Source organism: Leptospira biflexa serovar Patoc strain 'Patoc 1 (Paris)' (assembly GCF_000017685.1).
GTDB classification, from domain to species: Bacteria; Spirochaetota; Leptospiria; order Leptospirales; family Leptospiraceae; genus Leptospira_A; species Leptospira_A biflexa.
The window spans coordinates 810,877-836,455 of the sequence record NC_010602.1 but is presented as its reverse complement, the minus strand read 5'-3'; the positions used below and the strand labels follow the sequence as shown (position 1 = coordinate 836,455).

Here is a 25,579-nt window from a genome sequence, read left to right as displayed (position 1 = left end):
CCAAGAAATACGGATAGCAAGGAAAAGATGAATTGGAAATTTAAAATCAGAAAACCTCAACATGGGACAACGTTGACATGGGAATTGTACTTTCCACCCGGAACTTCGACATGGGTAGGCGAAAAGGTAACAGAAATTTTAGAACAAGTCCCCCTTCCCAACCAACCAGAAGTTAATGTACGCACGTTTTCAGAAAAAATTAAAATTGAAAATACGAATGCCCATCAGATCACCTACCTTCTGTTTCATGGTTATTTCATCAGAGACCTTCGCCTTGTGATTGCTCGTACGACTGATTGGGATATGTCAGCAGACAAACGAGAAGAAGAATGGGACAGAATTTTAACAGAAGCAGTCTCCATCGCAAAACCTCTTTTTTCCAATCCTGAAACCAAATTTTATGAAATCAAAGAAAACTTACACATCAGTTTTTTTGAAGATGAAGTGACGGTTTCACTTTCCGTTTTAGGGGAACCCGGTTATAAACGAGGGATCAAAGCAAATTTCCCGACAAGCGCACCCATTCCGGAAGACCTAGCTTCTATTCTCATCGAACAATGTTTTCAAATTTTTTCCGTTCCTAAATCTAAGGTGAATTCAGTTTATATCCCATTTGCTGGTACAATGACATTCGCCACTGAATGGAAATTAGGTGAGGAAAAACTGCCTTTTTTAACTTTACCAAGGGATTTTGTTTGGAAGAAACTAACCCTTTTCCCGAACAAATCACATGAACATTTTCTAAAAAAACAAAAAGCTCTCGGTGCGATCGAATCGAACTTCACACCAATCGTGATCCAAGATACAGACCCAGCTCTCACATCTTATTGGACCAAAGAATTCTCAAATTGGAAAGATTGGATCCATGTGGACACAATAGATCATACCATTTCCGATTTTTTAAAAACCTTCCCTGTTTTCTCTGAGGGAAAAACAAACACTTCCCATTATTTTTTACCCCTAAACCCTCCTTATGGGTATCGAAAGAACGAAAGGACTGGCCCGGACGAAAAATTATATGCAAAAATTGCAAACCGCCTCGAAGTTTTATCTAAGGACCTAAAGAATGTGTTTTCAATCATTGGATTCATTCTATGTCCAACCGAAGAGAAATGGATTGATTGTATGAAAGAATTGCGTAATTTCTCAAAAAAAACAATCCATGTCACACATGGTGGGATCGATTTACGGGTGTTATTTTTTCATTCGGAGGTTCGTTCTGAAAGACGTGCAAATTGAATCTAGCTGGAAAGAGGTTTTAAAAGATGAATTTAAAAAACCATATTTTACAGAATTAAGGGAGTGGGTGAGAGAAAGATACAAATCAACGATCGTTTACCCTCCCGCCAAACAGATATTTAATGCATTTGATTTATGCCCTTTTGACAATGTCAAAGTGGTCATTCTTGGCCAAGACCCATACCATGGTCCTGGACAAGCCCATGGTCTTTGTTTTTCTGTCTTAGAAGGTGTCCCCTTCCCCCCTTCCTTACAAAACATCTTCAAAGAGATCCAAGATGATTTAAAAAAACCAATTCCAAAATCAGGGAATTTAAGTTACCTCGCCAAACAAGGTGTTTTTTTACTGAATGCGACCCTCACAGTGGAAAAGGACAAAGCAGGTTCCCATCAAAACAAAGGATGGGAAATATTTACCGATGCTGTGATTTCAACCTTAGCGGAAAAAAAATCGAACTTGGTATTTTTATTATGGGGTTCGTTTGCAGGTAAAAAAGAAATTTTGATTCCACCAAACAAACATTTGGTATTAAAGTCTGCGCATCCTTCTCCCCTTTCTGCCTACCGAGGATTTTTGGGAAATAAACATTTTTCAAAAACCAATGAATATTTAATTTCTGCAGGAAAACAAAGCATTGACTGGTAATGAAAAAAAAGGATACTTTTATGTCTTTTTAACCGGAGTCTTTTTCGCTTTTGAAGTCATCGGATTTAAAGAAGTTTTCCGAAGGTTTCATTTATCGCCAGAGATGGCGGCCTTTTTTGGTGTGGGTTTTGCCTTTCTTGTTGTGACACCCTTTTTTCTAAGTTCTGCCAAACGTAGGACCAAAGTAATCCTTACCATTCGAAGGGATGGCCTCATCCTTCTCATTGGAACGTTATCCAATGCTATGGGGATCGTTTTGTATTATTATGCCTTAAAACAAACTGACCTAGGCCCTGCAGCGATCCTAATCAAAACCACTGTATTGTACAATGTGATCCTTGGAGTGGTATTCCTGGGGGAAAGATTTAAGGACAGAGAAGTTTTTGGGATAATACTCTCAATCTTTGGAATCTATTTGATTTCGACTTTGCAAGGTCAGATCAATTTGATCTCCGCATCTTGTATCCTAATTAGCGCATTTTTATTTGCGATCCAAAGTTATTTAATCAAAAAATACATCCCAGAAATTTTAGGACTGGAATTCGCATACCTTCGTTTGTTTTTGTTATGTGTATTTTTTTTACTTTATGCCTTGGGTATTGGATCGTTTGCCATCCCTGAATGGCAAACGATTGTCATCCTTGGGTTCTGCTCTTTACTTGGTTATTTTTTGGGAAGAGCATTTTATTTTGAAGCACATAATTATTTACCGATTAGTAAACTCAATGCAACCCTTCTCATCGAACCTATTTTTTTAATGTTTGTGGGAATATTATTTATGAAAGAACCAGTCGACTTGCAAAAATTAGGTGGTGGAGCCATTATCCTTTTAGGATTGTATTTGATTGTATTCCACAAACGAAAGGTAAAAACATGAAAGAACTCAATCCTTCCCTTACCGAAACGGAAATCCAAACCCTTCTGAACAACTACCCGCTTTGGAAATGGAACAAAGAAAATGGTATCCCTTTTCTCACCATGGAATACAAATTCCCTTCCTTTCCATCTGCATTTTTATTCTTAACGAAACTAGCCTTTGTATCTGAATCTTTGGATCACCATGCCGAAATATGGAATGTTTACAACCAAGTCCGACTCAAACTCTACACCCATGACCAAAATACGCTGACCAAAAAAGATTACGAATGGATCAAACGTTTGATGGAGCATACAAATTTTTAGGCAAAAAAAAACCAGGGTTGGAATCCAACACCGGTTTCTTCTGAATCAGTAGTGAACTGATTAAATTTCCAATTTGTAACCTACACGGTAAGTTTGTCCACCGATGACCACTGGATATGCTACCCAAGGTGCAAGAGCAGAAGCTCCACCGATTGATTGTACTCCACCAACACCCATTCCAGCAGAAAGGATGGTTTCCAATTCGAAGAAAAGGTGACCTTTGTCAGTGATTTTTGTTTGTGCACCCACGAGCCAGTTGAGACCGAACCCACTTGCGCCGAAACGTACGTTTTCTTTGTGGATTCCAGGATTTGGAGCATCACCAAGAAGTGATCCGCCAGGTCCTAACAATCCAGGAGCGAACGTTTGAAGTCCTGGGTTGTTGATCGTTCCAGAAACTCCCCACCATCCTTGGAAGTAGTTTACCCCTGCTCCAATGTACACCGCTGTGTCATTTGCCGCATTGTATAATTTAATCCCTAAGTATGTAGGAACAGTCCAAGCAGTGTATTGCCACTCTTGGTCTAACCACTTGTAACCCATAACAGTTGAAGATGTATCACCACCCATAATTTTTGTGGTATAGTTTACGTTGACTCTCCAAAAAAGGCTAGGAACTCCGAAGACTCCTTCTTTTTCGTAACCTACGTTTACGTTACCACCCACCATTGCTCCGTTGGTTTTTGCACCAACTGCTCCACCAGTTGTTCGTTTCAAACTGATAAGTGTGTTTTCTGAATAGATTGCTTTTTGAAGAGATCCTGTAGGTGTTCCTGCAGCATTTAACTGTGGGTTTCTTGAATCTAGTCCATCTTTCGTAATGGTTCCACCGAGTTGTGCAAGGTCGAATTGCATACCCAAACCGAACATAACATAAGAACGAGGACCAGATTGTGCGCTTAGGCTACCAGCCAAGCACATAAGTACGAACCCCATCATTCCAAATCGTAGAGATTTCAGCATTTGATGATTACTCCTTAGTGAGTGTTTCCTGAATTTTTTTCATTCCTGCGAACAAACGAATGCCAGTGAGCAGCCGTTCATACCGACAATTGCAATGAAACTAGTGCTTCTCATAAGATTTGTCAAATAAAATTGTTAAATCTTCACGAAAATTGTGTTAAATGTGGAATTTCGAATGAGTCTAACCCGGTCCAAACAACTTTTCCTTATTTGCAGATTCCTTTGGCTTTTTGTTCTTTTTTCTACCAGTGGGAGTGCCAAAGAGAGAAAGGTGATTCGTTTTTCAGGCGAATTGATCAGTTGGGAGTCAGTCGGTGAAAACTCCCACTTTCGTTTTTTGGATGCAACCAATTTACGGGAACGAACCATCCTATGTGATCCCGAAACCATGAGCCTTAGTTTTGGAAACAAAACGAAAGGCAATCTTTATGTGGAAGGAAAAGCAGCCCAAAGTTCCCCCACTTCGGACCAGTGGCTTTGTGTGGGCAAACCCCATGTATTCCAAAAATACCAAGTGACCTCACAAGCCCGGCAAGCGCAGACAAAAACCATCCAAGGCCAAGTGGTGGAAGCAGATCCATCGACTGGCCAAATCGTATATTTAGTGCGTGGGAGACGGTTTTACATCACCATTGACCCAATGGATGCAAAAGAAATGGCAGAAGCCCTTTCCCAAATGAAAACAGTCACAATTGACGGGGAATACCGTTATGACCGGATCAAACGTTATTATGTAAAAGATTGATGAATTTTTGTTCGCAAGCCTGGCCCAATTCCTTGGAATGGATTTGATGCAGGCTTTTTTGGTTTTAGCAAACGGAACGGTCATGAAGGGCCGATCCTTCGGTGCAAATAAGAATTCGATCGGAGAGGTAGTTTTTAATACCTCCATGGCAGGGTATCAGGAAATACTAACGGATCCCTCCTATAAAGGTCAACTTGTCACACTCACCTACCCAATGATTGGGAACTACGGAATCAACCCCGACGATATGGAATCTGATCGTATTCAGGCATCTGGCCTCATCGTGAAAGAATATGTCAAACGACCTTCCAATTTCCAATCGAAAGAAACACTCAGTGAATTTCTAATTCGTTTTGGTGTGCCTGCCATCGAAGGGATCGACACACGCAAACTAACACGCATCATTCGGAACTCTGGTGCCATGAATTGTGGGATCTTTATCAGTGAAACTTACGAGGATTCATTTTTAGAAACTGTAAAGAATGCACCTTCAATGGAAGGCCAAGACTTAGCCCAAATTGTGACTTGCGAAAAGCCATATGTCTTCGGCGCACACTCTCCGAGTAAATTTAAACTTGCCGTTTATGATTTTGGTATCAAAAGAAATATCTTACGTTTACTTGATTCCGCTGGTTTTAATGTTCATGTTTTCCCGGCTAAAACAAAAGCAGAAGACTTACTCAAAGAAGGATTTGATGCTTTCTTTTTATCCAATGGTCCAGGTGACCCAGCTCCACTCGATTATGCAATCCAATCAGCCAAAACCATCATGGATGCAAAAAAGCCACTCTTTGGAATTTGTTTAGGTCACCAAATCATAGGACTTGCGCTCGGAAAAAAGACCGCCAAGCTTAAGTTTGGTCATCGAGGTGGGAATCATCCAGTAAGAAATGAAGAAACTGGTAAAATTGAAATCACTTCTCAAAACCACGGTTTTCATGTTCTCGGCGAGTCTTCGGAAGATATGCCAATCACACGTCTCAATCTTTTTGACAATACGGTAGCTGGACTCAAAACAAAAGGATTACCTGTGATGGCAGTCCAATACCACCCGGAAGCTTGTCCGGGTCCTCATGACTCAGCCTATCATTTCCAAGAATTTTATACTATGGTAGAAACCTCAAAAGGATAAACTTTGGTAAACCGAAGGGGGTTATATGTCATACAAAGAAGATAAAAATTTCTGGGGAATACCGTACGGAACTGAAATTTCTGCGGAAGCGTTCGTTAAAGATATTTGGGATCCAAGTACAGAAGAAATACTCACTCCCAAACAATTTTTTGGAATTGGTTGGGGGATCAACTTACATGCTCTTGGCAGAAGAGTTGGTGTGATTAAGTAAGTTTACTTTTAATAACTTCGCAAAAGCATCTCTTCCTTTTTGGTTGAGATGCGTCAAATCAGCAAAGTAAGAATATTCCTTCAAAAACTCATGTTTAAAATCATAAACAAATATTCGATTTTGAACATTCTCACTCTGGATCTTCTCTAGGTATCCATCAGAAACCAAATTCGCTTTTTTATCTCTCATATCCAATTCCATCTTCGGTGAAAATGGAATCCTAAGCACAACAACATCCAATCTGTGTTCCTTCCAAATTTGAAAACATTGATTCCATAACTGGATGGATAGGTTACGTTTTCCTGAAAGAATGGATGTATTCAAATTTTGAAATTCATCCAATTCTTGTAAGCTCGGAGAATCACCAATCGATTTCCAAATCCAAGCACCACTTTCTGAATCCATACTTTTTTGTATGGATTCAGATTCCAATCTCCTTCTCGTTAGATCCGATTGGACAATGGGATCGTAAAAAATACGGTTTAAATTGGAACTGAGCCCAAAATATGGAAAAATTTGAATCACAAACTTCCAACTTACATCTGCTATATTGCCAAAATAAGCCTTCCGTAAAAGTGGATCGGTGAGATGATATAATTTAAAATTACCAAAGGAAAAAAACAATTGTTTGTGAGCATCTGTAATTGAGTTTTTACTGGTATTGAGAGGAGATAAATTTACATAAATTTTCTTTAGATTAGGAAGCTTCTGTATGGACTCGTATGTATCAGATAAAATTCCTTCTGGTTGTTGGCTTGGCCTTGGAAGGTACAATACTTCATCCAATTCTACATTTTCAATTTTTGCAACTGTTTCTGGCAAAATACCACTCACAATCTGGCTATCACCTAACACTAAAATTTTTGTTTTGGGATTCCATTTTCGATCATTCGCAAAAAACCAATAAATAGAAGTTGTTTCGCAAAACGAAATGAAAAAACCATACGTGGAATGCATCACAATCGATATCGTCAAAAAAATGATAAACAGAAAACGGATTTTCATACAATTTGATTACATACTTAGTTTTAAAATTGAAAATAAAAAAAGTCTTCTTTTCCAAAAGGTGATACAATGGAAAACCAAAAAAAACAGAACACCAAAATGGCAGAAACGAAATAAGGTTTTGTTGAAATAAAAAATGTTGGCCTTTCTGTCTGTTTCCATTCTTGCCAAAGGTCAAAAACTAACAATGGGAATATGATAAAAAAAAGTGAAAAAGGGATTTGTTGTAATGTTGGTATCGATTTTAAATTCTTCAATATAAGTAAACTCTCGGAAGGGGCAGTAATCCTAAATAATAATAATCCAAGAGAAAAAGTATAAAACGTAAATACAATCCCCAATCCAGTGAAAATTTTGTTTTGGAATTTGGTTAGTCCAATATGTTTTAAAACTCGATAGAGAATCAGGCAAACACCTAAATAAAAACCCCAAATGATAAAACCATAACCTGCTCCATGCCAAATTCCGGTCAAAAACCAAACTAACATCAAGTTTATGTTTTCACGAAAAAAACCATGTCGATTCCCACCTAACTTAATGTACACATAATCACGTAACCAAGTCGAAAGTGAGATATGCCATTTTGACCAAAACTCCGAAGGGTTGGAGGAAAAAAATGGCCTTTTGAAATTATTCATCAGTTCGAATCCCAACATTTCGGCAAGTCCCATTGCACAAAGGGAATAACCAAAAAAATCAGCATAAACTTGAAAGGCAATCGTAGGGGCAATGATCCATAAAATTCCCGGTTCTAAACTGGTAAAGGAAGAGACGTGGATTTCCACATAACGAGACAAGGGATCCGCAATACTCGATTTGATGAACACACCAAAACAAAAAAGAGACAATCCATTCCAAATCATTCCCTTTGAAATCTTACGTTCGGCTTCTATTTGTGGAATCAAATTACCTGGTCGTTCAATGGGTCCAAGCAAAAGTAATGGAAAAAATAAATCATAAAGGATAAAGGTAAAAATATTTTTACATACCATTATCCTTTTGTCATACACTTCAATCAAATAACTAATGTTATGAAATGTATAAAAGGAGATTCCAATCGGAAGTAATATATTGGGTTTCCATTGGATTGGAGTTTCTCCAAATTCGATTCTAATATCAGAAAGAACTCCCCATACAAACAAAAAATATTTAAATACAGCAAGATACAAAACATTCGATACAATACCAAAAACAAATAGGTGTTTTTTTCTTGCTAACGAACTTCGATCGATTAAAATTCCAATCGTATAATTAAAAAGAATAGAGGCAAAAAGTAAAATTGTGCCACCAATTCCCCATTGTGAATAAAAATAGATCCCAAAAATGAGCAGTAGTAGTTTTCGAATCCGAAATGATGAGTAATAATAAATTAAGTAGAATACAAAAAAATGTAAAAGAAACGTCAGGGAGTTGAATAACACAAGAATTGATTAGGCTTCTTCAACCATTTCCAAAAATTGATTTTTGTCCTTTGTATCATGTGGATATGCCAAAGTTAATACACGGTAACTTGCCCGGAAATTCCCAATGATGGCTTCTTCTTTTTTCGCAAAAGATGATTTGATTTTTTTGATCACAACATCTGTTTCTTCTTTGTCTTTCCCATGTAAAACTAAAACAAATTTGCCCTGTCCAACCCGTGTAAAAAAATCCAATTCGCTGATGTGATCCATCATTGTTTTTCTTAATGTATCTGCATAACGAGCAAATGTACCTGTGCCAACTAGATGGATCATTCTGGAAACATTTTGGATTTTGAATAAGGAAACAGTAAATGATGCTTTGAGAGTTGATGCCTTCTCAATTTCCAATAAAATCCTTGATTCCAGTGGATTGAATGGGTTTCTAAAAAGTGCTTCTTTTTCCTGGAGGATTAGTAAATTGGCAAACACTGGAGCTGATGTTTCCAATAACGACACTGCCACATCTCGAGTTGTATCTGTCCAAGCAGAACCTGTCGAGTGGATGATGACCATACCAACTAACCAGTTTAAGTTGATAATTGGGAGTATCGTAAATTCGCTCATAATACCCAATTCGTCATTTGTGAAAATAGATTTTAATTCAGAGTCCTCTCTGAAATTCTCTAACTTATACACTCCTGAAACATTGGAAACCATCCCAATGATATCCGAATCTTTACTGAGTCGGAAGTCTTTTGTTCGTTCTGGTAATATGAAATTTGATCCAAACACAATATAATCGGATCTGGTTTCTGAATCTAGGACTAAAAAGGAAAACTGTTTTACACCTAATTTGTTTTTGATGTTATCAATTAAAAAGTCATAAGCTTCATCCATCTTACGAACTTTGGAAAAGTCACGTGCAAATTGTAGAACAGATTCATTGATTTCAATGACTTCTTTGGCATGCACCAATTCATCATTGATGGCTTCAAATTCCGAAACTCTTTCAAAAACAGAACCGGCAATATCACCAACAATTTTAGCAAATTCTAAATCATCTGTAATGTATTCTTCACCATTGATGAGTTTTCCGAGTGATAATACTCCGAAACATTTGTCACCATGTCGAATGGGGACAAGAATCTCAGATTCCATTTCTTTCAACAAATTCAATTCTCTGTTTGGTAAACGTGAAGACTTAAACTCACCTGCGTAAATTACTGTTTCGGAATCAGAAATCCGTGCATAAATTTCGTCACCTGGTGTCAGATACCAAGAGTCTTTTGATTGGATCCCTTGCGCGGCGATTGCTTCCCATTTCAAATTCTTTGGATTGGTAGATGTTAAAATAACAACAGATTGGCAACCAACTTGCCCGATTAAACTATAAACTAGATTATCAAAAAAATCTGAGAACTCTTTGGAAGAAGCAATCTCCTTTGTGATTTCAAATATGGCTTGGTAATTTTCGATCCGTTTTTTGGACGCTAGATGGTAAGACATCGGTGCAGTTCCAAAATCGGACTCATCATCAAATAATACTTCTTCGCCAATCGGAGCTGGGTCTTCTTTTGATTGACGTAACGGTTGCTTGGCGGCTTCTTTTTTGGCTTCGTTTTCCCATTCATCAAATAAATTGACTTCAGGAAGAGGTGCATCCGCTTCTAATAAATCATCATGGTAATCACGTTCGACAAGGTCATCACCTAAATCAGGTTCAACTGGTTCATATGGATTTGTTTCATCATGAATGGAATCCAAATCGTCTTCTAAATTGGATACAGGATTTTCTTTCCAATCATCATGGCTTTCACTCAAATCTCCGAAGTCGGAATCTGTTAATTCTGGGATATCACTTAAATCAAATTCTTCTTCTCCGTCTGGATTTGGTAAGTCTCCAATTTCGGTAGCCAGTGTATCAGAAATCGCATCTTCTAACCAATCAGAGTCTGAATCTGAAACAGTTACTGGCTCCGCCAAACTTTGATGATTAGGTAGTTCTTCTTCTCGAAAATGTTCAGCTTTTTTGAGTAACGAAGGGGATTCTTTTTTGGGAGTGGGAGATGAGGATACTTTAGCTTCCGAAGTTTTATTAATTTCTTCGGCCCGGTCTAGGAGTCCCACTTTATATCTCCAATTCTTTCATCATTTTTTTGTATAACTCGAAGTATTGTGATTTCGAGAACTCTCGGATGACCTCGTCTGGTAGATTTCCAAGTAAATTATCTAAATAACCGAGGACTTTTTTGCGATCACCGACAGATAATTGGTCACCACCTGCTTCCGTAAATGCATCTGAAGATTCTTTATTTGCTTCTGGTGCAGATACATCTGATTTTCGTAGTTCTTCCAGAGGCGAAAGTTTTCCTTCCATCGCATATTCATCGAGATCCACTTCAAACTCTTCAGAATCATCAGAAGCAAGTGTGGGAGTTCTCACCTCAGTCGTTAGATCATGTGTTAAGTCAAAACTATCATCGACAGAAGAATCTGAACTCAAATCTCCAAAGTCAGACTCACCTTCATGTTCTACTAAATCGATGTCATCCATCGGTTCCATATTGAATTCAGAATTAGCTTCATCATTCATGGAATCTAAATCAAAATCACTTATCGGCTCTTCTTCGATCTGTTCCGAAAGATTGAATTCTTCTTCTTCAGGTAAATTGGCGATGTCTTCTAATCCTTCGCCAGGAAGTTCTTCTCCAAGGATTGCATCCAAACTTTCAGGAGATAGAGTTACATCGTCTTCCATTTCTTCTTCTAAAGAATTTGGAAGGGAAGGTTCAGTAATTTCGCCTTCCTCTTCTTCAGTGGCAGTAATGTTTTCTAATTCTTCCATTGACAAGGCAATGGATTCATCTTCTTCCTCTTCTGCCAGAAGATCAGATTTTGGTGTTAGGTCCTCTTCATAAGGAAGAGGAGCACGGTCGAGGCTATCAACTAATTCTTCTTCAGAAACTTCTTCCGCATCAGCAGCGATCGAATCAAGTTCTTCTAGCGAAAGAGCAATCGGACCTTCATCCTCTTCCTCTGCAGAAGATTCAAAACCTTCCATTTCGCCTTCAAGCCCTTCAATGGATGGCTCATCTGCATCTGATTCAGGTTCACCGAACTCAAATCCAAAATCTTCACCTAAATCAGTATCTAGTTCATGATGGTCTTCATCTGTTTCATCATCTTCGATCGGATCATTTGCAATGATACTTCCGAGTTCATCTGCACTTAAAGTAATGGATTCATCTTCAATTTCTTCACTGAGAAGGTCAGATGTTGGTTCGTCCATTTCTTCTGGAATGGAACCACCAGAAATGTTCTCTAACTCTTCTAGAGAAAGTGTGAGTGGACCTTCTTCCTCTTCTTCTCCATCAGAATCATCTGATTTTTCATCGATAGGCTCGAATTCACCACCTAACAAGTCAAACTCACTATCTTCATCTGTAAAACTTGGAAGATCTGAATGATCATCCGTTGTAAAAAATTCTTCTTCTGATGCAAGAGTTTCTTCTAAACTTGCTTCACCACCTGCACCAAGAATACTTCCCAATTCTTCATCGGAAAGCGTAAGATTTTCATCTTCCTTGTTGTGGCCAAATAATTCTTCTTCCTCAGGATCAACTAATGTTTTAAAACTAGTTTCTTCTTCGCCACCAGGACCTAAATCATCTTGAGGAACGAATGTTTCTTCATTATCATAATCGGTAAGATCAAATTGAGGTTTCCCCTCTTCATCAAACGCAAGCGTTGTATCAATTTCAGAATCATCCAAATCTAAATCCAAGTCGGAATGTTCGTCAATTAACGCATGTTCTTCTTCTAAATCATCTTCAAAAGACAATTCTCTTTCTGGTAAACCTGAATGTTCTTCTTCAGGAAGTGAGCCTGTGATATTTTCTAACTCTTCTAAAGATAAGGAGATTGGACCTTCGTCTTCCTCTTCTTGAGTCGTCGTTTGTTTTTTGGAAGTTAAAATTCCATCTTCACCATTGAGTATAGCTTCAATTTCTTTATCGAGATCAATTAAATCGTCATCGAATTCTAGTTCGAGGTCTTCATCATCGATTGTGGAGGATTGTTTGTTTTGAGATTTTGAAGGTTGAGTCGTAGGAGTTTCTGTTTCGGAATCATCTTCATAGTCTGAAAAATCAGCATGAATGTCTTCATCATGTAAAATCGGGTCTTCTTCCCCAAGTAAGTTTAAGTCTGAATCTAAATCGATATCAAGTATATCATCGTAATCGCCTGAAGATGCAACCATATCAGAAATGGAATCGTCTTCCTCATCAAAAGCGGATATGTCATCTAAGTTTGGAGCTTCAATACCAGGTGATACTTCCAAATCATCATCACCTAAATCGAAATCATCCAAATCTAATGAAAACGAGTCCTCATCGAGTATTGGTTCGATGTTTTCTAGATCTTCGTTTTTATTCTTTTCTTGATCCGCCATTCGCCTCGATTACCGTTTTCCCAAATTTAGTACCTGGCCATCCTCTAACGGCTGTTCCAAGATACTGTCCTCCATTTTGATTTGCGCTCCTGGTAATGTTCCACCAGCGATCTCAATTAAATCGTTTCCGTTGGAACCTGCTTCTAATGTATAAACTCCAGGGTTCACAACGGGTCCCTCAATTTTAACACGAATCGGTGCTTCCGAATAGATTCTTTTTCGCAAATCAGGGTTTTCCTTTAGGTAATACAATCCAGACAAAAGTACCACAAACAATACAATTCGTCGTAGCCAGATTGGATTCAAAGGAAATCCCCCTCTGGTATATTTTCGGCAAGAAGGGGGGAAAAAAATTAACGTTCGTGCAGTAAAATGCGAACTTTTGCTTTCTTTAGGAGATTTTCTTTCTCTTTCGAGGTGGGAAGTGCTTCCGCTTCCTGTAAGAGTTCAATGGCGTGGTCATGAGACAAATCATCTTCAGAATCCCCACCTTCGGTGAGGACTCGGATCTGGTCATTTTTCACTTCACAGAACCCACCATCAATGGCGATTCGGAATTCTTTTCCGGCAGTGTGCAATTTGATGAGCCCAAAATCAAGTTGGGACACCAAAGTGGCGTGGCCTGGTAAAATTCCAAAATAACCCACTGCTCCAGGCAGAATCACTGATTCTGCCTTTCCCTGGTAAAGGATTTTGTCTGGAGAGATGACTGTTAAAGTCAGTTCTTTACTCATCCGAATTAACCTTTGAGTTGTTTTGCCGCTTCGATCACTTCGTCAATCGATCCGACCATATAGAATGCTTGCTCTGGAAGTGAGTCATACTTACCTTCGATGATTCCTTTGAAGGAACGGATGGTATCTTCCAATTTCACATACTTACCAGGTCGACCCGTGAACTGCTCTGCCACATGGAATGGTTGCGAAAGGAATTTTTCCAAACGACGTGCACGAGCCACAAGGATTTTATCATCCTCAGAAAGTTCGTCCATACCAAGGATGGCAATGATATCTTGAAGGTCTTTGTAACGTTGTAGAATTCTTTGTACTTCACGTGCTGTGCTGTAGTGCTCTTCCCCAACGATTTGTGGGTTCATGATCCTTGATGTGGAATCAAGAGGATCCACTGCAGGATAAATCCCTTTTTCAGAAATCGCTCGTGAAAGAACTGTTGTTGCATCCAAGTGAGTGAAAGCAGTTGCAGGAGCCGGGTCAGTTAAGTCGTCGGCAGGAACGTAGATCGCTTGCACGGAAGTAATGGAACCTCGTGTTGTGGAAGTGATTCGTTCTTGTAGTCCCCCCATCTCTGTGGAAAGAGTTGGTTGGTAACCTACCGCAGATGGCATACGACCAAGAAGGGCTGACACTTCAGAACCTGCTTGTGAAAAACGGAAGATATTATCTACGAATAAAAGGATATCGGATCCTGATTCATCACGGAAGTTTTCCGCCATTGTCAAAGCAGAAAGAGCCACACGAAGACGAGCACCTGGTGGTTCGTTCATCTGACCAAAACAAAGAACGGTTTTGTCGATAACTCCCGATTCTTTCATTTCATTCCAAAGGTCGTTTCCTTCACGAGTCCTTTCACCCACACCAGCGAACACAGAGAAACCACCATGTTGTTTTGCGATGTTATTGATAAGCTCTTGAATTAATACAGTTTTACCAACCCCAGCACCACCAAAAAGACCAGTTTTACCCCCTTTGATGTAAGGAGCAAGAAGGTCGATGACCTTAATCCCTGTTTCAAAGATTTCAGTTTTTGGTTTAATTTCTTCGTAAGTAGGTGCATTTCTATGGATTGGCATTTTTTTAACGTCTTTTGGAAGATCACCGAGTTCATCGATTGCTTCACCAAGAACGTTAAAGATACGACCAAGAGTTTTTGTTCCGACTGGAACAGAAATTGGAATTCCTGTATCAGTCACTTCTAAACCTCTTTTTAATCCGTCTGTGGATTGAAGGGAGATGGCACGAACTGTGTTGTCTCCAATGTGTTGTTGCACTTCTGCAGTAATTGTTACGTCTTTGCCGTTTACTTTTGTTTGAATCTCTACGGCATTGTAGATCTCAGGCATATTCCCGGATTCAAAACTGATGTCCATTACTGAACCGATGATTTGTTTAATTTTACCTTTATTCATATATACTCCGAAAGACCTTTGTTAGGAGATGGCTTCCGCTCCCCCTACGATTTCTGAAATTTCCTGCGTAATTTTTGCCTGACGAACTCGGTTGTATCCGCGAGTCAGAAGTTTGATCATTTCACCAGCTGCATCAGTCGCCGCTTTCATCGCCACTCTACGTGCAATGTGTTCGGAAGCGACTGATTCCAAGATGATTTTCACAAAAGTAGTTTTGATCACCATTGGTAACAAGTTTTCTAAGATGGTTTTTGGATCTGGTTCGTATAATACTTCCGGCCCAGAAGAACCTTTCGATCCTGTTTCTTCCATTTGTAATGGGAGGACAGTTGTAGTTTCAGGTTTTTGGTTTGCCGCGGAATAATAATGAGTGGAGATGATTTCAACTGAATCCACCGACTCATTTGCAAAACGTTCCATAAAATAAGATGCAAGGTCGTTTGCTTCTTTGCTTCCCGCTTTATCATCGATATTGGTATAGGATGTTACCAATTCAACTTTTGCGAATTTAAAGAAAGAGATCGCCTTTTTCCCTGCAGCGTGGACTTCCACCTCCACACCTTTTGACTTCAACTCCTCAATACGGTTTTTGACCATACGAAGTAAATTGGAGTTAAAACCACCGCATAACCCACGGTTTGCGGCGATAGCAAGGATAGCAACTTTACGGATTTTATCCGGCTTCCTTAAGTAAGGGCTATGGATGATCGAAGCAAGGCTAGACAAAGAAGAAACCAACTCTCGTGTAAGGTCGGCATATGGTTTTGCCGCATTCACTTTGTTAGTGGCTTTTTTTGCCTTAGCCGTGGAGACCATCTCCATGGTTCGAGTGATTTTTCTCGTGTTTTTAACCGAGTTAATCCTCTTTTTTATCTCACGCGGTGTCGCCAAGATCTTTCCCCTTAATTATTCTTTGCTAAAAAATGTTCTACAATCGATTTGATTGTTTTTTGCAGAGCTGCTTCTTGTTTTACTTCTTTAGCAGTTCTGATCTCTTCCAAAATTTCTGGGTGTTGCTCTCTCATTGTTTTCAAAAGAAACGCTTCGAATTCTCTTACTTTTGCAGTAGGAACCACATCCATAAATCCTTTTGTTACAGCGAAGATGGAAATCACTTGTTCTTCTACAGGCGTTGGAGAGTTGTTTGGTTGTTTTAAAATTTCAAGAACTCGGTAACCACGATCCAGCTGTGCTTGTGTCACTGGGTCAAGTTCTGTTCCTAACTGTGCAAACGCTTCCAAGTCACGGAACTGTGCGAGGTCTGACTTCAGAGTTCCTGCAACTTTTTTCATCGCTTTGATTTGTGCAGCAGATCCAACTCGTGATACAGAAATCCCCACGTCCACCGCAGGGCGAAGGCCCGATGCAAACAGGTTGGATTGGAGGTAGATCTGACCATCGGTGATGGAGATTACGTTTGTTGGAATGTAGGCAGAAACTTCCCCTTCTTGTGTTTCAATGATAGGGAGTGCAGTCATAGACCCACCACCAAATTTATCATCGAGTTTCGCTGCTCTTTCAAGTAGACGAGAGTGAAGGTAAAATACGTCACCAGGGTATGCTTCACGACCTGGTGGGCGGCGAAGTAAAAGTGACATTTGGCGGTATGCTACTGCTTGTTTCGAAAGGTCATCATACACAACAAGTGTTGCTTTCCCTTCTTCATACATAAAGTATTCAGCCATCGTCGCACCAGAGTAAGGTGCAATGTATAACATAGGAGCAGGTTCCGATGCGTTAGCCGATACGATGATCGTATATTCTAATGCCCCTTTTTCGCGTAACATTTCGATGGTGGAAGCAACAGTAGATGCTTTTTGACCGATCGCTACATAAACGCAGATGACCCCTTTTCCTTTTTGATTGATGATCGTGTCGATCGCGATGGAAGTTTTTCCTGTTCCGCGATCCCCAATGATGAGCTCTCGTTGTCCACGACCGATTGGAATCATTGCGTCAATCGCTTTGATCCCTGTTTGCATTGGTTCGTGAACTGATTTTCTCATCGCAATCCCAGGAGCTGGTGACTCAACTGGTCTTGTTTTTTTTGCGTTTAAGGGGCCTTTTCCATCGATCACTTCCCCAAGTGGGTTTAGCACTCGACCAAGAAGTTCTGGTCCTACTGGAACTTCGAAGATTTTTCCCACACGTTTTACAGAAAAACCTTCTTCAATTTTGATATAATCACCAAAGATAACAACCCCAACTGAATTTTCTTCTAAGTTGAAGGCTTGGCCTCGAACTCCATTTTGGAATTCAACGAGCTCTCCTGACATTACGTTTGTGAGTCCGTAAACCCGCGCAATCCCGTCCCCGACTTCGAGAACTGTTCCAACCTCTTCTACTTGGAGGTCTTTCTTGAAGTTTTTAATTTCTTGTTTTAGTACCGACGTTACTTCGTCTGTTTTAATTTTCATTCAAATGCTCCGACTGGGATTTTCTTTTGGAGGAGAGCCTCACGGGTTCCGGCAAGTTTTGCACGGATTGAGGCATCGATTAAAAAGTCGTCTATATAGATTTTGAATCCACCGATGAGGTTAAGATCCGTATGTTCTGTGACACGAACTTCGCGTCCGAACTTGGAAGAGATGGACTTAGTGATTTGATCTACTGCTTCTTTTCCTAATGAATCTTTGGAAACGATACGAAGTGAACTACGATTTTTAAGTCGGTCTACACCTGATCGGTAATCTTCCAAAATGTCCTTTAGGTAAAGGAAACGATTTTTTCGAACCACAAGAGTAATGAAATTGGCAACAATTTCTGATGCCTTTCCTTGAACTGACTTTGCGGCAGTTTGTTCTTTCTCAGAAGGATCAACTAACGGAGAAAGAAAATAATGGCGTATTGTGTCATCGGAAAAGAAAACACCAACTAAGCTTGATAATTCCTCTTCCGTTGACTCAAGTGAGTTAGCTTCTTGTGCTAACTCCAAAAGTGCCGTTGCGTAAACCTTTGAAATTTGGTTCAGACTCATTTGATTTTAAGTTTATCGAGTTTTGCGATCTCTTTTTCGACAAAGGAAGCATAGTCTTCCTTCTTCAATTGTTTCTCCAAGATCTCACTCGCGATGAGAACGGACATTTCCACAATTTGGTTTTGGATTTCAGACAAAGCTCTGCCTTTGGCAAGTTCGATTTCGCGAACAGCGCTGTCTTTGATTCCTTTTACTTCATTGTGTGCTTCTTCCGTCAACTTTGTGCGGAGAGCAACTGCATCTTTCTTAGCTTCATCGACAATTCTGTGTGCTTCTTCTGTTGCTTTGAAGAGTTGGTCTTTGTATTCTTTTAAAGACTTTTCTGCTTCAACACGAAGAGATTCTGCTTTGTTGATATCACCTTGGATGCCGGAAGCACGTTCTTCGAGAGCATGAAGGATCTTGTCCCATGCAAATTTTTTAAGAACGAAGACAACAACTGAGAAAGTGACCAGGGTCCAGATGACCAGACCCGGATTGACTTTCAGCAAATTGAAGCCGGAAGCCGCGAGGAGTACCAAGACTATTGTCCTTGTTCTACTTTAGTGGCACCAGCACCAATTGTTTTGTCAATTGAGCCATTGAGTTTGAGCGCGATAAGAAGAGCGATTACCACTGCGAAAAGTGCTGCACCTTCAATCATACCTGCTGCTACGTAAAGAACGAGTTGGATCTTTCCCGCTGCTTCTGGTTGGCGGCTAATGCTTTCTGCCACTGATCCACCAATTCTACCAATACCGATTCCTGCACCAAGTAATGCAAGTCCTGCTGCGAGTCCTACTGCGATGTATCCTAAACCGAATTCCATTGTTTTCGTTTCACTCCTGTGTGTTTTATAATATAAATAAAACCAATCTTAATGTCTATGCATCACAGTTCCGATGAAGACGGTTGTGAGCAGTGAGAAAATGAACGCTTGTAGAAATGCTACAAGTAGTTCTAAAAAGTAAATGAGCACTGAACTGAGAACAGATACAGGTGCAATGAGCCAACTTTCGCTCATAAAAATAAACCCAAGTAACGCAAGGATCATAACGTGTCCTGCTGTCATATTGGCTAGTAACCTCATCGTTAACGCAAAAGAGCGAGCGATGTGAGTTACGATAAATTCCAATGCCCACATGAGTGGCCATAGTAAAAGAGGAACACCCTTAGGAACAGCATGGGCTACGAAGGAGATCCCTTGGTAAGAGAATGCGGTTCCGTAAATAGTGAGTAAGGTAATGGATGCAAGTGAAAGGGTAACACTAATGTCCCCTGTTGGTGTGATGCCTGACCAAACTTCTCCGAATGTATGGAGTGCGTGGGGTGTGTGGTCCATAACACCAAGAGCAACAAGTCCATCCGATGCGGCAACTGTAAGCTCACCAACCGATGGGATGAGGCCAAACAAGTTACAGAAAAGGATAAAGAAAAACAATGAGAAGATGTAGTGGTAATACGAATGTCCGTGGTGGTCGAGTGAGGAGTCCACAACGTTTTCTTTTAAGTAACTTACAAATGCTTCTACACCTGATGTGAATTTATTGTGAACCTTTTTTGGGTTCTTAGAGATCAGGTTTGCCGCTGGGATAAAAACGAGAAACATAAAGAAACAAGCAATCCACATCATGGTCACTCGTTTGGTGATATGTAAGTCAAGTCCACCAACGTAGTGATACTTCACTCCATCGTGGTTCACAAACACATCATGGTTTTCCGCATCGTAACCAGGTTGGCCTTCTGTGACAATTGTGCCACCGAAGTTGAGAGGGAAGATGGGAGCATCACCTAAGTGGTGCGCCATCACTTCGCTGAAATCGAAGCCCTCATCAGAGCTGTGCCCTTCCGAATCGTTTGCAAAAACATTCGTAAAACTAAGGGAAAAAACTAATAAAAATGATAAAAAAAACCGATATTTAGACTTATTTTCCACTGAAATAGCTCGCAAATACAAGGAAAAGAAGGTGGACGAAATAGGCAATTAAAAATCCAGAAGTTGCCTCAAAAGGGTACTCTAAGACCTGAAAGGCAGTCAAAATGCCCAGATTTAGAAAAAAGGAGAGGAATACCGTAAAAAAGGGGAAGCCCGACTCAGACAAAGCAGGGATTTTTGATGGTAGGAATCGTAATTGTAAGATAGCCATTTGCACGGAAAAGGAAATGGCAGAACCAAAATAGAAGATGATACGATAACCATCCGCCACCAAACCTAAAGTTAGGGGGAGACTTAGGATCAATACAAGGATTAAATAAGTGAAATAATGCAAATGGAATCGTTTGAGATTGATTGAGTTTAGATCCATTGGTTCACGATGGATTGGTGTGGTTTTGGGGGCAAGTCGGATTGGGGGGATGGGTGGTAGGATGGTATAGATCCCCGCCCGTATCGAACTGGGTGGGGTTATCCACCCGCCACCCAATGGCTTCCATATATCACATGTTTGCTGAACAAGGAACCACTAATTGAATTACAATTTTTTTTTTGGATAAAAGTTCATATTAATGCAATTAAGTCAGATGCATTGCAATCTCGGACAAAATGGATCACATTGGAGTTATTTAGGGAACAAAGTTGATCTGTGATATCTAATCCGCCAAACAGTAAGTTTCTTTCACGTCCAATTATAATTTCAAAGACTTCTAGTATCCAATATGATCCAAAATCACTTTCAATTGATTCGCTTGCGTTTCTTCGATCCCCGACAAACAAAATATTTTTTCAGGAATCAATTTCGCTTTATCGCGTAAGGATTTTCCTTTTTTTGATAATACGATATTCACGCTTCGTTCATCGTTTGGATTTCGCATTCGATCCAATAGTTCCATTTGTTCCAAACGTTTAAGGAGTGGTGTCAAGGTTCCCGAATCCAGTTGGAGTTTATCCCCTATTTTACTGACAGTCGAAATTTTCTCTTCCCACATAACAAGCATAACCAGGTATTGCGGATAAGTTAACCCTAGGTCCGCAAGAAGCGGACGATAGAGTTTCATCAATCGATGCATTGAGGAATACATCGAAAAACAAATTTGGTTCTTCAACAAAAGAACCTCTTCTTTCGATGATTTAACCTTGGACAAGCTTTTCGATATCCTTCTCGATTGCTTCAGGTTTTGTAATCGGTGCATATCTTTTAACAACCTTTCCATTTTTATCGACTAAGAACTTTGTAAAATTCCATTTGATATCAAGAGAACCAAAAATTCCTGGTGCATTCTTTTTTAAATGCATATAAAGTGCATCCGTATTTGGACCGTTCACTTCGAGCTTAGAAAAGATTGGGAAAGTTGTAGAAAATGTTTTTTCACAAAACAATTTTATATCTGCATCGGAGCCAGGTTCTTGTTCTCCGAACTGGTTACAAGGGAAAGCTAAAATTTCCAAACCTTTGCCTTTCCAACGATCATAAGTTTCTTGCAGGCCTTTATATTGTGGAGTGAAGCCACACTGACTTGCGGTATTCACAATCAACAATACCTTATCTTTAAATTGTTCCATAGGAATCTCTTCCGATCCACGTTTCACTTTAATATTGTAAAATTCTTCCGCCATGTTACTCTCCGTTGTTGTAAATTAGATTGTGCACAATTTAATTTTGTTCAATCTTTTTATTTGAAGTTCTGATTAAAATACAAACAAATTCTGAAAAATTTGCGAATTGGTTCACCCCGCCCTGATATGGGTGGGGAACTAGACCCGCCTCCCAATGCCAACCGCTTACCATATCCCATCGCCATTGACAAATCCCAATGCAGATCCCTCTATTTTTCTTAAAAAAAGTTCATGTTTTTACGATTTTTACTCGCTTTCAAACTCTACCCAATTCCTAATAATACGAATTTTATTTCGGAAATCGAATCTAGTTACTTTGGAGTATACTATGAATGTACAAATGGTCTTACGACCTGTTTTGTTTGGTTTTCTGTTGCTTTTACCAAATATCCTTTTGGCAGAGGGCGAAACAGGAACGGTCAATCCAATCGATAAATCAGACACTACCTGGATGTTAGTTTCATCTGCTTTGGTCTTTTTTATGATCCCTGGGCTTTCTTTATTTTATGGCGGAATCGTTCGATCGAAAAATGTTCTATCAACGATGATGCATAGTTTTGTTGCCATGATTGTAATGACATTGCAATGGACAATTTTTGGGTATAGCTTTGCATTCTCAGGTGAAAATCCTTATATAGGGAATTTTGATTTAGCTTTCTTAGATGGAATCGATTTGAATTCAACAAAAGGATCCATACCTACTTATGTACACTTTTTATTCCAAGGTATGTTTGCTCTTATCACTCCTGCTCTCATATCTGGGGCAATCGCCGAAAGAATTAAACTATCTGCTTATATATTATTTATACTCGTATGGTCTACGTTAGTGTATGATCCCGTTGCGCATTGGGTTTGGGCAGATTCTGGATGGTTATTCAACATGAATGCTTTGGATTTTGCAGGGGGAACTGTCGTACATTTAATTTCAGGGATAGCTGGACTCTCCGCTGCAATAGTCATAGGCAAACGAAAAGGTGATCCTGGTCTTCTCACTCATCCAAATAACATGACTTATACGCTCCTTGGATCTGGTTTGTTGTGGTTTGGTTGGTTTGGTTTTAATGCAGGCTCTGGCCTTGCAGTCAATGGTTTAGCAGCAAGAGCATTTTTAGTAACACTAATTGCACCTGCGGCCGCAGGCGCCAGTTGGTTGTTAATTGAATGGTACCATACAAAAAAAGCAACCGCACTCGGAGCAGCCTCTGGAATTGTAGCAGGTCTAGTCGTAATCACACCTGCTTCTGGTTTTGTAGGGATCAAAGGTGCATTGATCATGGGTGTCCTTGTTTCACCAGTTTGTTATTTGGCAATCCTTCTCAAAGGAAAATTGAAATATGACGATACCTTGGATGCATTTGGAATCCATGGTGCAGGTGGGGCACTTGGCGCCATTCTAACAGGTATCTTTGCATTAGAATTGGCAGAGGGAATGACATTTGAAAGCCAAATGATCGCACAATTGATCAGTGTCATCGCGACTGGTTTTTATTCCTTTGTTGTTTCTTACATACTTGCTCTCATCATTGAGAGAACAATTGGATTTAGAATTGAAGAAGACAAAGAAATCACGGGCCTCGACCAAGAGATCCATGGTGAAAAAGGATACGATATCAGGTAAAAAATATGAAATTAGTAATTGCAATCATACAACCACACAAACTGGAAGAAGTTAAAAATGAACTAACCAAAAACGAAATCTATCGCCTAACAGTGAGTGATGTCCAAGGGTATGGCCAACAAAAAGGGAAAACAGAAGTATTCCGTGGACATGAATACCAAGTCAACCTACTTAGAAAAGTACGGTTGGAAATTGCTGTGAATGATGAATTCGTAAAACCCACTGTAGATGCCATTTTAAAGGCCGCTAAAACAGGACCGGAAGGCAAAATCGGAGATGGCAAAATCTTTGTGATGCCTCTTGAAGAAGTGATTCGCATTCGAAGTGGTGAACGAGGAAACAAAGCGATTTAAAAGAATCAACTTATCTCCCATAAAATCCATTGGATTCTATGGGAGATATGCTCTACGTTTTTACCAATTCTAAAATATATTCCTGATTGGACTTACCACCAGGAACAAATGGATACACTCCCCATTCAGATGGTACTTTGATCTCAACGAAGCTCGGACCATTTTGTGCTAAAATAGTTTGTAAGTGATCTTGATCTTGATTTTGATCGTTCTCCCAAAGCAAATAAGGAATCCCAAACGCTGCACATAACATAGAAAAGTTGGGATGAAAATGAAACTGCGATCCAGAATAAACATTCCCATAAAACAAATCCTGTTGTTGCTTCACTAATCCTAAGTGTTCATTATTCATTAGAATGATTTTTACATTCAGATTTTGTTCTCTGAGTGTCGCTAACTCCTGTAAATTCATCATAATTGAGCCATCACCAGTGAAACAATACACTGGATGCGTTGGATGGGACAGAGACACACCAATGGATGTTGGCAATCCAAAACCCATCGTTCCCTGGCCACCAGAAGTGATCCATTGTGTTGGTTTTGAAAATGGATAGTACTGTGCTACCCACATTTGGTGTTGCCCCACATCAGTCAGGATAAAATGATCTTCATTGGGAATCTTTTCTGCCAATCCAAGGATTAACTCCTTCGCAGGATGTGATTCAGGTATTTGTTTCCAAGTTTGTATTTGGTTCAAAATTGGTTCATTCCTAGATTTTTTTAGGTAAGCGAATTCATTGTGAAGTCGATCCTCAAGTAAAAATGGAATCAAATCTGAGATATCCTTTTTGATACTCAAATTTGGTTTTCTAATTTTTCCAATTTCATTTGCATCGATATCGATATGAATGATTTTTGCATCCGGACAAAATGTATCTTTGTTTCCAATTGCCCGGTCATCAAAACGAACACCAATCGCAATGAGTAAATCACATACGCCAAGAGCTTCATTCGCACCAATGGTTCCATGCATTCCCATCATACCTAAATACAAGGGATCCTCTTTTTCAAATATCCCAAGACCCATGAGTGTTGTCACAACCGGTATTTGATACTGATTCACGAGTTCACGCAAACGTTTGTATTCTTTTTTGGCACCTCCACCAATATAGAGTAAAGGAAACTTTGCTTGGCATAAATACTCGTTCCATTGTTTTAAAAATTCATGGATTGAATGAGAGTTCGCTTCGATCGAATTCTCTGTCTCAACTGAAAAATGTCTCTGAATTGAAAATTCATTTGAGAAAGTCTCCATCGAAATGGAGATCCTGCTCATTTGGATGTCTTTTGGCAAATCAATCCAAACAGGACCCTTTTTTCCTTCCATTGCGAGTGCATAGGCTTCGTTGAGAACGATTGGGATTTGAGTTGGATCTTCAATGGCATAAATTTTTTTCACAATTGAGGATACCATTGATTCAGTGTCCAATTCTTGGAACGCATCTGTTCCCTTTAATGCCAATGGAACCTGTCCTGAAAAGATCAAAACGGGAACCGAATCTCGATGTGCGTCAGCAATGGCCGTGATCAAGTTGGCAACCCCAGGTCCAGAGGAAACAAAAACAGCACTGATTTCCCCTGAACTTCTGGCCATACCTTGCGCAATAAAACCGGCACCTTGTTCATGCCTTGCTAGAATGTGATGGATATTGGATGCCGCCAAACATTCGTATAGTGGCAAAATCGTTCCACCAGGAACCCCCGCAATCTTTTGGATTCCTTTCGCTTCTAAGAATTGTATGATATATTGACTAACAGTGATTTCTTCCCACATAACATGTCTCCTTTGATGGTTCCCCCGTCGACATTTGCTTTCTGTCGACCGAGGAAACTAAAGAAGATTATGACAGAAAGCTAAGTATGGTTGAGGAGACGACGACGAGGACGACAGTGGTAAGGGTATAAGAAGGCATACCGAACTCAAGGTTGGAATTGTATCCAATCGTGATTGATTTAGCCTTATTTCCCATAGTC

27 protein-coding genes are annotated in these 25,579 nt (G+C 39.7%); 9 read left to right on the top strand and 18 right to left on the bottom strand.

Translation table 11 applies throughout. The features are described from left to right. Positions 1 to 27: 27 nt before the first annotated feature. Genes LEPBI_RS04030 through LEPBI_RS04015 form a run of 4 tightly spaced genes read left to right on the top strand, consistent with a single transcriptional unit; the run spans position 28 to position 3,067 of the window. Positions 28 to 1,239, top strand: a complete 1,212-nt coding sequence (locus LEPBI_RS04030; protein WP_012387834.1) for a hypothetical protein — start codon at positions 28 to 30, stop codon at positions 1,237 to 1,239. After that, positions 1,229 to 1,885, top strand: coding sequence for a uracil-DNA glycosylase (ung, locus tag LEPBI_RS04025; RefSeq protein ID WP_012387833.1), 657 nt, complete (start codon positions 1,229 to 1,231; stop codon positions 1,883 to 1,885). The genes LEPBI_RS04030 and ung overlap by 11 nt, the downstream gene beginning before the upstream one ends. Next, on the top strand, positions 1,875 to 2,762 hold the full coding sequence (locus tag LEPBI_RS04020) for a DMT family transporter (protein ID WP_012387832.1): 888 nt from the start codon (positions 1,875 to 1,877) through the stop codon (positions 2,760 to 2,762). Before ung ends, LEPBI_RS04020 begins: the two co-directional genes overlap by 11 nt. Then, positions 2,759 to 3,067 carry a 4a-hydroxytetrahydrobiopterin dehydratase gene (locus LEPBI_RS04015; protein WP_012387831.1) on the top strand — a complete coding sequence of 103 codons (309 nt, stop codon included), beginning with the start codon at positions 2,759 to 2,761 and terminating at the stop codon, positions 3,065 to 3,067. Before LEPBI_RS04020 ends, LEPBI_RS04015 begins: the two co-directional genes overlap by 4 nt. Before the next feature lie 60 nt (positions 3,068 to 3,127). Here LEPBI_RS04015 and LEPBI_RS04010 read toward each other — a convergent pair whose 3' ends face one another. Further along, on the bottom strand, positions 3,128 to 4,030 hold the full coding sequence (locus tag LEPBI_RS04010) for a porin OmpL1 (RefSeq protein WP_012387830.1): 903 nt from the start codon (positions 4,028 to 4,030) through the stop codon (positions 3,128 to 3,130). A gap of 175 nt (positions 4,031 to 4,205) precedes the next feature. Here LEPBI_RS04010 and LEPBI_RS04005 point away from each other — a divergent pair, with 175 nt between their 5' ends. Genes LEPBI_RS04005 through LEPBI_RS03995 form a run of 3 tightly spaced genes read left to right on the top strand, consistent with a single transcriptional unit; the run spans position 4,206 to position 6,118 of the window. After that, entirely contained in the window at positions 4,206 to 4,775 is a 570-nt protein-coding gene (locus tag LEPBI_RS04005) for a hypothetical protein (protein ID WP_012476158.1), read from the top strand. Between the two features lie 46 nt (positions 4,776 to 4,821). Next, entirely contained in the window at positions 4,822 to 5,907 is a 1,086-nt protein-coding gene (gene carA / locus LEPBI_RS04000) for a glutamine-hydrolyzing carbamoyl-phosphate synthase small subunit (RefSeq protein WP_012476157.1), read from the top strand. A gap of 25 nt (positions 5,908 to 5,932) precedes the next feature. Continuing rightward, positions 5,933 to 6,118 (top strand): DUF5808 domain-containing protein, encoded by a 186-nt coding sequence (locus tag LEPBI_RS03995; RefSeq protein WP_012387827.1) that lies wholly within the window; start codon positions 5,933 to 5,935, stop codon positions 6,116 to 6,118. Here the strand turns inward: LEPBI_RS03995 and LEPBI_RS03990 are convergent. The 16 genes from LEPBI_RS03990 to LEPBI_RS03915 all read right to left on the bottom strand — a co-directional run bounded on the left by LEPBI_RS03990 (position 6,080) and on the right by LEPBI_RS03915 (position 21,634). After that, positions 6,080 to 7,123, bottom strand: a complete 1,044-nt coding sequence (locus tag LEPBI_RS03990) for a hypothetical protein (RefSeq protein ID WP_012387826.1) — start codon at positions 7,121 to 7,123, stop codon at positions 6,080 to 6,082. The two genes, LEPBI_RS03995 and LEPBI_RS03990, sit on opposite strands and share 39 nt — an antisense overlap. A gap of 23 nt (positions 7,124 to 7,146) precedes the next feature. Next, a complete protein-coding gene (locus LEPBI_RS03985; protein ID WP_012387825.1) occupies positions 7,147 to 8,544 on the bottom strand; it encodes an MBOAT family O-acyltransferase in 1,398 nt (465 codons plus the stop codon). A gap of 9 nt (positions 8,545 to 8,553) precedes the next feature. After that, entirely contained in the window at positions 8,554 to 10,653 is a 2,100-nt protein-coding gene (locus LEPBI_RS03980; protein WP_012387824.1) for a GAF domain-containing protein, read from the bottom strand. A 1-nt stretch (position 10,654) separates the two neighbouring features. Further along, positions 10,655 to 12,979, bottom strand: coding sequence for a prolipoprotein diacylglyceryl transferase (locus tag LEPBI_RS03975; protein WP_012387823.1), 2,325 nt, complete (start codon positions 12,977 to 12,979; stop codon positions 10,655 to 10,657). Between the two features lie 9 nt (positions 12,980 to 12,988). Continuing rightward, positions 12,989 to 13,285 carry a polysaccharide biosynthesis/export family protein gene (locus LEPBI_RS03970; RefSeq protein WP_012387822.1) on the bottom strand — a complete coding sequence of 99 codons (297 nt, stop codon included), beginning with the start codon at positions 13,283 to 13,285 and terminating at the stop codon, positions 12,989 to 12,991. A 47-nt stretch (positions 13,286 to 13,332) separates the two neighbouring features. Continuing rightward, a complete protein-coding gene (gene atpC / locus LEPBI_RS03965; RefSeq protein WP_012387821.1) occupies positions 13,333 to 13,713 on the bottom strand; it encodes an ATP synthase F1 subunit epsilon in 381 nt (126 codons plus the stop codon). A 5-nt stretch (positions 13,714 to 13,718) separates the two neighbouring features. Beyond that, the gene (atpD, locus tag LEPBI_RS03960) at positions 13,719 to 15,125 is read right to left on the bottom strand and encodes a F0F1 ATP synthase subunit beta (protein WP_012387820.1); all 1,407 of its coding nucleotides are present in this window, start codon (positions 15,123 to 15,125) and stop codon (positions 13,719 to 13,721) included. A 21-nt stretch (positions 15,126 to 15,146) separates the two neighbouring features. Next, complete coding sequence (atpG, locus tag LEPBI_RS03955) at positions 15,147 to 16,016, bottom strand: ATP synthase F1 subunit gamma (protein ID WP_012387819.1); 870 nt, start codon at positions 16,014 to 16,016, stop codon at positions 15,147 to 15,149. Positions 16,017 to 16,027: 11 nt separating this feature from the next. After that, positions 16,028 to 17,542, bottom strand: coding sequence for a F0F1 ATP synthase subunit alpha (gene atpA / locus LEPBI_RS03950; RefSeq protein WP_012387818.1), 1,515 nt, complete (start codon positions 17,540 to 17,542; stop codon positions 16,028 to 16,030). Continuing rightward, positions 17,539 to 18,102: an ATP synthase F1 subunit delta gene (gene atpH / locus LEPBI_RS03945; RefSeq protein ID WP_012387817.1), complete on the bottom strand. Its 564-nt coding sequence runs from the start codon at positions 18,100 to 18,102 to the stop codon at positions 17,539 to 17,541. Before atpH ends, atpA begins: the two co-directional genes overlap by 4 nt. Continuing rightward, positions 18,099 to 18,623, bottom strand: coding sequence for a F0F1 ATP synthase subunit B (locus tag LEPBI_RS03940; protein WP_012387816.1), 525 nt, complete (start codon positions 18,621 to 18,623; stop codon positions 18,099 to 18,101). Before LEPBI_RS03940 ends, atpH begins: the two co-directional genes overlap by 4 nt. Positions 18,624 to 18,625: 2 nt before the next feature. Continuing rightward, positions 18,626 to 18,910, bottom strand: a complete 285-nt coding sequence (gene atpE / locus LEPBI_RS03935; RefSeq protein WP_002975055.1) for an ATP synthase F0 subunit C — start codon at positions 18,908 to 18,910, stop codon at positions 18,626 to 18,628. A 48-nt stretch (positions 18,911 to 18,958) separates the two neighbouring features. Further along, on the bottom strand, positions 18,959 to 20,038 hold the full coding sequence (gene atpB, locus LEPBI_RS03930) for a F0F1 ATP synthase subunit A (protein ID WP_411711854.1): 1,080 nt from the start codon (positions 20,036 to 20,038) through the stop codon (positions 18,959 to 18,961). Next, positions 20,007 to 20,387, bottom strand: coding sequence for a hypothetical protein (locus LEPBI_RS03925; protein WP_041769957.1), 381 nt, complete (start codon positions 20,385 to 20,387; stop codon positions 20,007 to 20,009). The genes atpB and LEPBI_RS03925 overlap by 32 nt, the downstream gene beginning before the upstream one ends. 337 nt (positions 20,388 to 20,724) lie before the next feature. Next, positions 20,725 to 21,210 carry a MarR family winged helix-turn-helix transcriptional regulator gene (locus LEPBI_RS03920; RefSeq protein ID WP_420804582.1) on the bottom strand — a complete coding sequence of 162 codons (486 nt, stop codon included), beginning with the start codon at positions 21,208 to 21,210 and terminating at the stop codon, positions 20,725 to 20,727. Continuing rightward, positions 21,149 to 21,634: a glutathione peroxidase gene (locus LEPBI_RS03915; RefSeq protein ID WP_012387811.1), complete on the bottom strand. Its 486-nt coding sequence runs from the start codon at positions 21,632 to 21,634 to the stop codon at positions 21,149 to 21,151. Before LEPBI_RS03915 ends, LEPBI_RS03920 begins: the two co-directional genes overlap by 62 nt. Positions 21,635 to 21,962: 328 nt before the next feature. Between LEPBI_RS03915 and LEPBI_RS03910 the strand changes: the two genes are divergently transcribed. Both LEPBI_RS03910 and LEPBI_RS03905 read left to right on the top strand, forming a co-directional pair. Then, entirely contained in the window at positions 21,963 to 23,252 is a 1,290-nt protein-coding gene (locus tag LEPBI_RS03910; protein ID WP_012387810.1) for an ammonium transporter, read from the top strand. A gap of 5 nt (positions 23,253 to 23,257) precedes the next feature. Beyond that, the gene (locus LEPBI_RS03905; protein WP_002975072.1) at positions 23,258 to 23,605 is read left to right on the top strand and encodes a P-II family nitrogen regulator; all 348 of its coding nucleotides are present in this window, start codon (positions 23,258 to 23,260) and stop codon (positions 23,603 to 23,605) included. A gap of 52 nt (positions 23,606 to 23,657) precedes the next feature. On the opposite strand, the gene ilvB is transcribed toward LEPBI_RS03905, so the two are convergent. Further along, entirely contained in the window at positions 23,658 to 25,379 is a 1,722-nt protein-coding gene (ilvB, locus tag LEPBI_RS03900; protein WP_012387809.1) for a biosynthetic-type acetolactate synthase large subunit, read from the bottom strand. Between the last annotated feature and the right edge of the window lie 200 nt (positions 25,380 to 25,579).

Coding starts and splice junctions, on each gene's coding strand:
- LEPBI_RS04030 (WP_012387834.1), top strand. CDS start 28: ATGAATTGGAAATTTAAAATCAGAAAACCTCAACATGGGACAACGTTG.
- LEPBI_RS04015 (WP_012387831.1), top strand. CDS start 2,759: ATGAAAGAACTCAATCCTTCCCTTACCGAAACGGAAATCCAAACCCTT.
- LEPBI_RS04010 (WP_012387830.1), bottom strand. CDS start 4,030: ATGCTGAAATCTCTACGATTTGGAATGATGGGGTTCGTACTTATGTGC.
- LEPBI_RS04005 (WP_012476158.1), top strand. CDS start 4,206: ATGAGTCTAACCCGGTCCAAACAACTTTTCCTTATTTGCAGATTCCTT.
- carA (WP_012476157.1), top strand. CDS start 4,822: ATGCAGGCTTTTTTGGTTTTAGCAAACGGAACGGTCATGAAGGGCCGA.
- LEPBI_RS03995 (WP_012387827.1), top strand. CDS start 5,933: ATGTCATACAAAGAAGATAAAAATTTCTGGGGAATACCGTACGGAACT.
- LEPBI_RS03990 (WP_012387826.1), bottom strand. CDS start 7,123: ATGAAAATCCGTTTTCTGTTTATCATTTTTTTGACGATATCGATTGTG.
- LEPBI_RS03975 (WP_012387823.1), bottom strand. CDS start 12,979: ATGGCGGATCAAGAAAAGAATAAAAACGAAGATCTAGAAAACATCGAA.
- atpC (WP_012387821.1), bottom strand. CDS start 13,713: ATGAGTAAAGAACTGACTTTAACAGTCATCTCTCCAGACAAAATCCTT.
- atpD (WP_012387820.1), bottom strand. CDS start 15,125: ATGAATAAAGGTAAAATTAAACAAATCATCGGTTCAGTAATGGACATC.
- atpA (WP_012387818.1), bottom strand. CDS start 17,542: ATGAAAATTAAAACAGACGAAGTAACGTCGGTACTAAAACAAGAAATT.
- atpH (WP_012387817.1), bottom strand. CDS start 18,102: ATGAGTCTGAACCAAATTTCAAAGGTTTACGCAACGGCACTTTTGGAG.
- atpE (WP_002975055.1), bottom strand. CDS start 18,910: ATGGAATTCGGTTTAGGATACATCGCAGTAGGACTCGCAGCAGGACTT.
- LEPBI_RS03925 (WP_041769957.1), bottom strand. CDS start 20,387: ATGGATCTAAACTCAATCAATCTCAAACGATTCCATTTGCATTATTTC.
- LEPBI_RS03920 (WP_420804582.1), bottom strand. CDS start 21,210: ATGCACCGATTACAAAACCTGAAGCAATCGAGAAGGATATCGAAAAGC.
- LEPBI_RS03915 (WP_012387811.1), bottom strand. CDS start 21,634: ATGGCGGAAGAATTTTACAATATTAAAGTGAAACGTGGATCGGAAGAG.
- LEPBI_RS03910 (WP_012387810.1), top strand. CDS start 21,963: ATGAATGTACAAATGGTCTTACGACCTGTTTTGTTTGGTTTTCTGTTG.
- LEPBI_RS03905 (WP_002975072.1), top strand. CDS start 23,258: ATGAAATTAGTAATTGCAATCATACAACCACACAAACTGGAAGAAGTT.
- ilvB (WP_012387809.1), bottom strand. CDS start 25,379: ATGTGGGAAGAAATCACTGTTAGTCAATATATCATACAATTCTTAGAA.